This is a genomic window from Mycolicibacter senuensis (assembly GCF_003284925.1).
Lineage (GTDB): Bacteria > Actinomycetota > Actinomycetes > Mycobacteriales > Mycobacteriaceae > Mycobacterium > Mycobacterium algericum_A.
Window position 1 is genome coordinate 1 of sequence record NZ_QMEX01000140.1, and the last position, 8758, is coordinate 8758.

Consider the following 8758-nt stretch of genomic DNA (forward strand, 5'->3'; position numbering starts at 1 on the left):
GCTGCGGGTGCACGGCCGTGGACCGCTCTCGGACCTGCTGGTCGAGTCGCTGCGCTGCTCGGGTGCCGTGGTTCGGCGCAGCAGCCAGCCGCACGCCGCGGTGAGCACCGCCGGCACGGATCTGGTGGTGCTGTCGGATTATCTGGTCGCCGACCCGCGGTTGGTGCGTGAACTGCACGCCGAGCGGGTGGCGCACCTGGCGGTGCGGGTGCGCGACGGCACCGGCGTGGTCGGCCCGCTCGTGCTTCCCGGCATGACCAGCTGCCTGGGATGCGCAGACCTGCACCGGCGGGACCGGGACGCCTCCTGGCCGGCGGTGGCCGCCCAGTTGCGCGACACGGTCGCCCACAGCGACCGCGCGACGGTGCTGGCGACCGTGGCGCTGGCGCTCAGCCAAGTCGATCGGGTGATCGCGGCGGTGCGCGGGCCGGCGGCCGGCAGCGACCTCGGTCCCCCGCCGACGCTCAACGCCACCCTGGAACTGGATCTGGCGACCGGCTCGATCATGACGCGGCGCTGGGCTCGTCACCCGCTGTGCGGGTGTTGACGGCGGCTCCGGCACTGCCAATTTCACACGCGGTGACCAGCACCACAACGACATCATGGATGATGGACACGTGTCAGAAATCAAGCGTGGGAGCGCGGCGCGCAATGCGAAGCTGGCCAGCCTGCCCGTCGGCTTCGCCGGCCGGGCAGCACTCGGGTTCGGGAAGCGGCTGACCGGCAAGTCGAAGGACGAGGTCACCGCCGAACTCATGGAGAAGGCGGCCAACCAGTTGTTCACCGTCCTGGGTGAGCTCAAGGGCGGCGCCATGAAGGTCGGTCAGGCACTGTCGGTGATGGAGGCGGCCATCCCCGAGGAGTTCGGCGAGCCCTACCGGGAGGCGCTGACCAAGCTGCAGAAGGACGCGCCACCGCTACCGGCGGACAAGGTCCACCGGGTGCTCGACGCCCAGTTGGGCACCAAGTGGCGGGAACGGTTCAGTGATTTCGACGACACCCCGGTTGCCTCGGCCAGCATCGGCCAGGTGCACCGCGGCGTGTGGGCCGACGGCCGCCGGGTGGCGGTCAAGATCCAGTACCCGGGCGCCGACGAGGCGTTGCGCGCCGACCTGAAAACCATCCGCCGGCTGACCGGCATCTTCAAACAGCTGGCTCCGGGCGTGGATGTCAAGGGCGTGATCGATGAACTGATCGAACGCACCGAGATGGAGCTGGACTACCGGCTGGAGGCCGATAACCAGCGGGTCTTCGCCAAGGCCTACGCGGGCCACCCCCACTTCCTGATCCCCAACGTGGTGGCCAGCGCCCCCAAGACGGTCATCCAGGAGTGGATCGACGGCATCGGGATGGCCGAGATCATCCGCAACGGCACCGTCGAGCAGCGGGACCTGATGGGCACCCGGCTGGCGGAGTTCACCTGGGACGCGGCGCGCCGTCTCGAGCTGATCCACGGGGACGCCCACCCCGGCAACTTCATGCTGCTGCCGGACGGCCGGATGGGCGTGATCGACTTCGGCGCGGTGGCGCCGATGCCCGGCGGCTTTCCCCCGGAGCTGGGCGCGGCTGTGCGCTACGCCCGCGACAAGGACTACGAGCGGGTCATCGCGGTGATGCGCCAGGGCGGCTTCATCCAGAAGGGCCAGAACGTCTCGGTGCGCGAGATCGACGAGATGCTGCGCCAGTACGTCGAGCCGGTCGAGGTCGAGGTTTTCCACTACACCCGCAAGTGGCTGATGCGGATGGCGGGCAAACAGCTGGAACGCCCCGTCGAGCAACTCAAGACGGCCCGGCAGCTGGACCTGCCGCCGAAGCTGGCGATGCCGATGCGGGTGCTCGGGTCGACCACGGCGATCATGTGCCAGCTCGACGCCCATGTGCCGGTCAAGCGGATCTCGGAGGAATTGGTCCCGGGCTTCACCGGTCCCGACGTCGAAACCGTCGGCCCCTCGGCCTGACCCTCACGCCGCCACGGGCTGTTTGCGGGGCCGGCCGCGAGGGCGCTTGCGGCCGATGATGCTCCCACGGTCGAGGATCTCGCCGCCCCAGACCCCCCACGGTTCGCCGCGCTGCAACGCCAGCGCCAGGCACTGCCGCCGGATCGGGCAGTCACCGCAGAGCACCTTGGCCCGTTCCAGATCGGCTGGGTTGTCGGCGAACCACAGATCGGGGTCGCGGTTGCAGGGCAACTCGGGCAGTCTGCGAGTGCGTGTTGCGGTGGTGGACATCGGCTGGTCACCTGCTTTCCGGTACGTCTGGCGTGATCCGGGCCGGGTGGTGGGTGTGCCGGGAAAAGACAGCGGCCACGGATCCTGGTCGGGTCCGTGGCCTGCGGTGGGCGGGGGCTGGCGCTTAGGGCGTACCCCGGTGCACGGACGAGTCGACTACGGCGACGGCATGGCGAATACGCGGTGCCGCCGCCTCGGCAGCGGCGTGGCGCGCGCCGGCCGGGCGTACCCGAATGCCGCTGCTGATCGTGGTCATGGTGTCCGAGGTTAGCGGGTCGGGGCCGAGGCTCACAACCGAATTACCTCCGGTTCGGCTCAGCCCCGGTTGCGGACCAACTCGAGCACGTCGGAACCGAACTGCTCCAGCTTGCGCGCGCCGATGCCCGGGATAGCGACCAGGGCGGCCTCGTCGGTGGGCAGCATCTCGGCGATCGCGGTGAGCGTGTTGTCGGAGAAGACGATGTAGGCGGGCACTTTGAGCTCGGTGGCGGTGCGCAGCCGCCAATCCTTGAGCGCCACCAGCAACTCGGTGTCGACGTCGGCTGCGCACGTCTCGCACCGGCTCAGCATGATGGCCGCCGGCGTGCCCAGCGCCTTGTTGCAGACCCGGCAATGTTTCGGCGCGCCGCGGGCGCGGCGACGCGCGGGCGCCCGCGGATCGGGCTGGGGCACCGCGCCGTCGATACCGTGCAGGAACCGCGACGGCTTGCGGCCGGCCCGCCCGCCGGGGGCGCGGGCCAGCGCCCAGCTCAACGCCAGGTGCACCCGGGCCCGGGTGACGCCGACGTAGAGCAGCCGACGTTCCTCCTCGACGGCCTCACTGTCGGGGCCGTGCACCAGGGCGTGCGAGATCGGCAGGGTGCCGTCGACGAGCCCCACCAAGAACACCGCATCCCATTCCAGCCCCTTGGCGGCGTGCAGCGACGCCAGCGTCACGCCCTGCACCGTCGGCGGGTGACGCGAGTCGGCGCGCACCCGCAGTTCGGTCAGCAGACCGGGCAGATCCAGGTCGGGGCGCTGCGCCACTTCGTCGTCGACCAGTTCGGCCAGCGCACCGAGGGCCTCCCAGCGCTCCCGCGCCCTGACGCCGCTGGGTGGCTCGGCCGTCAGCCCCAGCGGTTCGAGCACCCGGCGCACGGTGTCCGGGAGCGCTGAGCCGGCATCGTCGCCGCGCTCGGCGGTCCGCCGCAAGGCCACCAGCGCCTGCCGGATCTCCTGCCGGTGGAAGAAGCCCTCTCCCCCGCGAACCTGGTAGGCGATGCCGGCCTCGGTCAGCGCCTCCTCATACACCTCGGACTGCGCGTTGACCCGATACAGCACGGCGATCTCGGCCGGCGCAACACCGCCGTCGATCAGCTTCGCGATCGACTTGGCCACCGCGGTCGCCTCGGCGACCTCATCGGGATGCTCCCGAAACGTCGGCAGCGGGCCGGGCTCGCGCTGGCCGACCAGCTTGAGCTTGCTGCCCGCAACGCGCCCGCGGGCCGCAGCGATCACCCGGTTGGCCAGCGACACCACCTCCGGTGTCGACCGGTAGTCGCGTTCCAAGCGCACCAGGGCGGCATCCGGGAAGCGGCGGGTGAAGTCGAGCAGGTAGCGCGGCGAGGCGCCGGTGAACGAGTAGATGGTCTGATTGGCGTCGCCCACCACGGTCAAGTCGTCGCGCTCGCCCAGCCAAGCCGAGAGCACCCGGTGCTGCAGCGGCGTGACGTCCTGGTACTCGTCGACCACGAAGCAGCGGTAACGGTCCCGGAACTCGGCGGCCACCGCCGCATCGTTCTCGATGGCGGCGGCGGTGTGCAGCAGCAGGTCGTCGAAGTCGAGCATCGCCACTTCGCCGCGGGCTTTCAAGGCTTCATACCCCGCGTAGACGTCGGCCAGTTTCGTGGCCTCGATCGGGGTGTCGCGGCCGGCGGCGGCCACCGCCTCCGGATATTGCTCCGGCCCGATCAGCGACGCCTTGGCCCACTCGATCTCGCCCGCGACGTCGCGGACGTCGTCGTTGGACAGCCGCAGTCCGGCATGTCCGGCGGCCCGGGCGACCACCCCGAACTTGCGGTCCAGCAGTTCCCAACCGGTCTCGCCGACCACCCGCGGCCAGAAGTAGCGCAGCTGGCGCCGCGCGGCGGCGTGGAATGTCAGTGCCTGAACTGCGCCCACACCGTTGCCAACGCCGCCCTCGCCGGCTGCGGCCGAGCCCAGCGCGCGCAGCCGCGACCGCATCTCCCCGGCGGCGCGCTGGGTGAACGTCACCGCCAGCACCTGCCCCGGTGCGACATGACCGGCCGCGACCAGGTGCGCGATCCGGTGGGTGATGGTGCGGGTCTTGCCGGTCCCGGCACCGGCCAGCACGCACACCGGCCCGCGGGGAGCCAACACGGCGGCGCGCTGCTCGTCGTCCAGGCCGGCGATGAGCGCATCCATGGCGTCCATCTTGACAGGGGCCTCCGACGCCGGGCCGCCAGCGGCCCGCATCCCCAGCCGCTAGCGTTAAGAGCTATGACTGTTAGCGATCCACCGCTCATCATGTACACGACGCAATGGTGCGGTTACTGCCGCCAGCTCAAAAAGGCCCTGGAGAAGTTCGAGATCGGCTACGACGAGATCAACATCGAGCAGGACCCCACGGCAGCCAAGTTCGTCGAGTCGGTCAACGGCGGCAACCGCACGGTTCCGACGCTGCGCTTCGCCGACGGTTCGACGATGACGAACCCGACCGGGCGTGAGGTCAAGGCGAAGCTGGATCGGCTCAGCAGCTAGGCGGCGGACGGTCGGGGTGGGCCGGTCAGTCGACCCAGGACTCGATGATGGTCCGGGCGATCGAGATCGACCCGGGCAGCAGTAGTTTCGCGTCCGGGGAGCCACCCGTCCAGGCGCCGGCCGCCAGCGCGGCCCGCACCTCGTCGCGGGTGAACCACGCGGCCTCGGTGATCTCGCCGTCACTGAAGACGAATTCCTGGTCCGGGTCGGCGACGGCGTGGAAGCCGACCATCAGCGAACGCGGGAACGGCCAGGGCTGGCTGCCCAGATAGTTCACGTCGCGCACCGCCAGCCCGACCTCCTCGTGGACCTCGCGGACCACGCAGGCCTCGAACGACTCGCCGGCTTCGACGAAACCGGCCAGCAGCGAGAACATCCGCACGGGCCAGTTGTGCTGCCGTGCGAGCACCACCCGGTCGGCGCCGTCGTGCACCAAACAGATCACCGCCGGGTCGATGCGCGGGAACTCCTCGGCGCCGGTGATCGGGTTGACCCGCGCCCACCCGCTGCGCACCGGCTTGGTCGGTGTGCCGTCGACAGCGGAGAACCGGGCGTTCTCATGCCAATTCAGCAGGGCGATCGCCGAGGAAACCAGCTGGGCGCTGGTGTCGTCGAAGACGTCACCGGTCACCCGCAGGTCAAGCACCGAGACGTCACCGTCGGGCGGGGCCTGCAGGGCGCCACGGATCGCCCAGACATGCCGGCCGTCGTCGATACGGCCCAAAAACACCGCGTCCGGCGGCGGGGTCCGACCCAGTTCGGTGGTGTCGTGCAGCACCACCCGCCCGCCGGCGACCAGCACCTGGTTGCGGGCATCGACCCGCAGCAGCGCCGCGGCCGACCAACCGGCGACGGCGGCGTCGGTGTCGGTGCGCAACTGGTCGGCCCGATCGGCCCCGACCCGCGACAGCAGCGGTGTCTGGCGCAGCCGGAAGCTCACGGGTTGTTCACCGTTCGCACGTAGAGCAGCCGGTCGCCGGCCTCGACTGCATCCAGTTCCGGTGCGTCCAGCCGCAGCAGCTGCCCGTCACGGACCACGGCGAGCACGATGTCGTTGAGATGTTTCGCCGAGCCACCGACCTCCTGCTGCTCCACTTCCCGCTCGGCGATGGCGTAGCCGGCGTCGGGGGTGAGCAGATCTTCGATGATCTCCACCACGCTGGGCGTGGTGGTGGCGATACCGAGCAGTCGGCCGGCCGTCTCCGAGGACACCACCACCGAATTGGCGCCGGATTGTTCCAGCAGGTGCTGGTTCTCGGCTTCCCGGATGGCCGCCACGATGGTGGCGTCCGGGGCGATCTCGCGGGCGGTCAAGGTGACCAGCGCCGCGGTGTCGTCGCGGCCGGTGGCCACCACGATCGCGGCCGCGCGCTGGGCACTGGCCAGGCGCAGCACATCGGACTTGGTGCCGTCGCCGCGTACCGTCACCAGCCCCTTGCCCTCGGCCTGGTCGAGGACGGCCTGGTCGTTGTCCACCACGACGATGTCCTTGGGCGGCGACTCGTCGTCGCCACGCATCGCGGCGATGGCGGTCTTGCCCTTGGTGCCGTACCCGATGACGATGGTGTGGTCTTTCACCCTTCTCCTCCAACGCTGAATGCGGAACGCCTGCCGCGAATTCTCGGTGAACGCCTCCACGGTCGTTCCGACCAGCAGGATCAGGAACGCGATCCGCAACGGGGTGATGACCAGGACATTGATCATCCGGGAGAATTCGGTGACGGGCGTGATGTCGCCGTAGCCGGTGGTCGACAACGTCACCGCTGAGTAGTAGAGGCAGTCCAGGAAACTCAGCCGGTCGCCCTGCACATCCTGGTAGCCGTCGCGGTCGAGGTAGACCAACAGCGTCGACACCAGCAGCGCCGCGAACGCGATCGCGGTGCGCCGGTAGACGGTGCGTCCCGGACTGGATTGCCGCTGCGGCATGTGCATGCGGCCCACGAGCGCGTAGCTGGGCTGGGCGGTCAGCGGTTCATCAAGGCCGCGCAGCCGACGCCATCTAGCGCTCGCCACGACGAACGGTCACCGATCAGCCTGACGCACGGACCCACTGTAACCATCCGGGTCGGCACCGGTGAGCAGTGCGGCCAGCTCGGCGGCATCGGGCAGCTCATCGGGGACGACGGTGGTCCCGGTGCGCACATAGTGGAAGGCGGCCCGCACCCGCGATTCCGGGCAGCCGGTCAGCGCGGCCCAGGCCAGCCGGTAGACGGCGAGCTGGACGGCGGCGTGCCGGCGCGCCTCGGGGCCGTCGGGGGCCGCACCGGTCTTCCAGTCCACCACGGTGACCCCGCCGTCCGGCTCGGCGAACACCGCGTCGATGCGGCCCCGCACCACGGTCTGCCCGAAAGTCATCTCGAAGGGCACCTCGACGGCGGCCGGTGAGCGGGCCGCCCACGGCGAATCCAGGAACGCCGCCTGCAGGTCCGCCAGCTCTTCGGCGTCGGTCCGGGCGATGTCGGCGTCGGCGGCACCGGGCAGGTCGTCGAGCTCGAAGAGCCGCTCGGCACCGTAGAACCGCTGTACCCAATCGTGAAATGCCGTGCCCAGCAACGCATGCGGGTCCGGGCGGGTGGGAAGCCGGCGGGTCAGCCGCTGGGCTGCATCGGTGGGGTCGCGGCTCAACTCGACCAGACCGCTCACCGAGACCTGGCTGGGCACCGGCCGGGCCGGTTGCGCTGCCACGCGCGCCCGCTCGGCCAGCAGCGCATCGACCTCGGCAGACCATGAGCCGGCCCGCGATCCGTCGACGGACTCAGCGTCCGGCGGCGGGTCGGCCCGGAGCGCCGCGCTGACCAGCGCCGCGCCACGTTCGACATCGCTTCGCCGGCCGGCCAGCGGATCGACCGGCCAGGTCGCTTCGGTGACGTTGTCGCCGAGCGGGTTTCGCTCGCCGTCGGCCGGCGCATCCACCCACTGCTCAATCGACCCGCACGGCGTCCCGGCGGCCGCCGAATCGTCGATCACCGCCTTGAGTTCGGTCAGGAACTCCGACGGGCCGCGCGGCCTGGTCTCACCGGTGCCCCAGTGGTGACCGGAGACCAGCAGGGTGTCCTCGGCGCGGGTGACCGCGACGTAGAGCAGCCGACGCTCTTCGTCGACACGGCGCTGATCCAGCCGGCGCAGATGCTCGGAGATGATGTCGGACAGCTGTTTTCGATCCGTGACCGCGGTCGTGTCGAGCACCGGGACGCCGTGATCGCCCAGCTCGGCGCGGTCGCCGCGCAGCAGCGGCGGCAGTTCGGCCGCATCCGAGAGCCAGCTGCGGCGCGACGCGGTCGACGGAAACACCCGCGCCACCAGGTGCGGCACCGCCACCACCTGCCATTCCAGTCCTTTCGCGGCGTGCACCGTCAGGATCTGGACCCGGTCGGCGGCCACCGCGGGTGCGGCCGGCGCCAATCCGTTCTCCACCACGGCAGCCGCATCCAGGTAGGCCAGCAGGCCCGGCAGCGATGCCTGTCCCACGCGTCCCTCCACGTAACCGGCCACCACGTCGGCGAACGCATCGAGCTGCTCGGTGCCAGACACTCCGGTCACCGGCTGCGCGGCGAGCATCTCGCAATCCAGCCCCATCACCCGGCGCACTTCGGCGACCAGGTCGGGCAGCGGATGGCACAGGTGGCCGCGCAGCACGGTCAGCTCGTCGGCCAGCGCGGTGACGCGCCGGTATCCGGTGGCCGAATAGCGCTCCGCCGGGCCCGGGTCGGCGAGAGCATCAGCCAGGCACGCGGTGTCGGAATCGGGTCCGGCCTGCGCGGCGATCTCGG

General features: G+C 70.6%; 8 protein-coding genes. 3 read left to right on the plus strand and 5 right to left on the minus strand.

The window, feature by feature from the left end:
* Both DQP56_RS20240 and DQP56_RS20245 read left to right on the plus strand, forming a co-directional pair.
* Positions 1-547, plus strand: a 547-nt coding sequence (locus DQP56_RS20240; RefSeq protein ID WP_133258984.1) for a TOMM precursor leader peptide-binding protein, incomplete at its 5' end; no start/stop codon positions are given.
* Between the two features lie 55 nt (positions 548-602).
* Entirely contained in the window at positions 603-1958 is a 1356-nt protein-coding gene (locus DQP56_RS20245) for a macrolide-binding ATPase MABP-1 (RefSeq protein WP_112688502.1), read from the plus strand.
* A 3-nt stretch (positions 1959-1961) separates the two neighbouring features.
* Here the strand turns inward: DQP56_RS20245 and DQP56_RS20250 are convergent, their stop codons facing one another.
* Together DQP56_RS20250 and DQP56_RS20255 are read right to left on the minus strand one after the other, a co-directional pair.
* Positions 1962-2228, minus strand: coding sequence for a WhiB family transcriptional regulator (locus DQP56_RS20250; protein ID WP_112688504.1), 267 nt, complete (start codon positions 2226-2228; stop codon positions 1962-1964).
* A gap of 315 nt (positions 2229-2543) precedes the next feature.
* Positions 2544-4661 carry an ATP-dependent DNA helicase UvrD2 gene (locus tag DQP56_RS20255; RefSeq protein WP_112688510.1) on the minus strand — a complete coding sequence of 706 codons (2118 nt, stop codon included), beginning with the start codon at positions 4659-4661 and terminating at the stop codon, positions 2544-2546.
* Positions 4662-4727: 66 nt separating this feature from the next.
* Here DQP56_RS20255 and DQP56_RS20260 point away from each other — a divergent pair, with 66 nt between their 5' ends.
* Entirely contained in the window at positions 4728-4988 is a 261-nt protein-coding gene (locus DQP56_RS20260; RefSeq protein WP_041318427.1) for a mycoredoxin, read from the plus strand.
* 25 nt (positions 4989-5013) lie between these two features.
* On the opposite strand, the gene nudC is transcribed toward DQP56_RS20260, so the two are convergent.
* The 3 genes from nudC to DQP56_RS20275 form a co-directional block, all read right to left on the minus strand.
* Entirely contained in the window at positions 5014-5928 is a 915-nt protein-coding gene (gene nudC, locus DQP56_RS20265; RefSeq protein WP_112688506.1) for an NAD(+) diphosphatase, read from the minus strand.
* Positions 5925-7001, minus strand: coding sequence for a potassium channel family protein (locus tag DQP56_RS20270; RefSeq protein WP_112688508.1), 1077 nt, complete (start codon positions 6999-7001; stop codon positions 5925-5927). Before DQP56_RS20270 ends, nudC begins: the two co-directional genes overlap by 4 nt.
* Before the next feature lie 9 nt (positions 7002-7010).
* A partial coding sequence (locus DQP56_RS20275) for a PD-(D/E)XK nuclease family protein (protein ID WP_133258985.1) occupies positions 7011-8758 on the minus strand: 1748 nt, incomplete at its 5' end.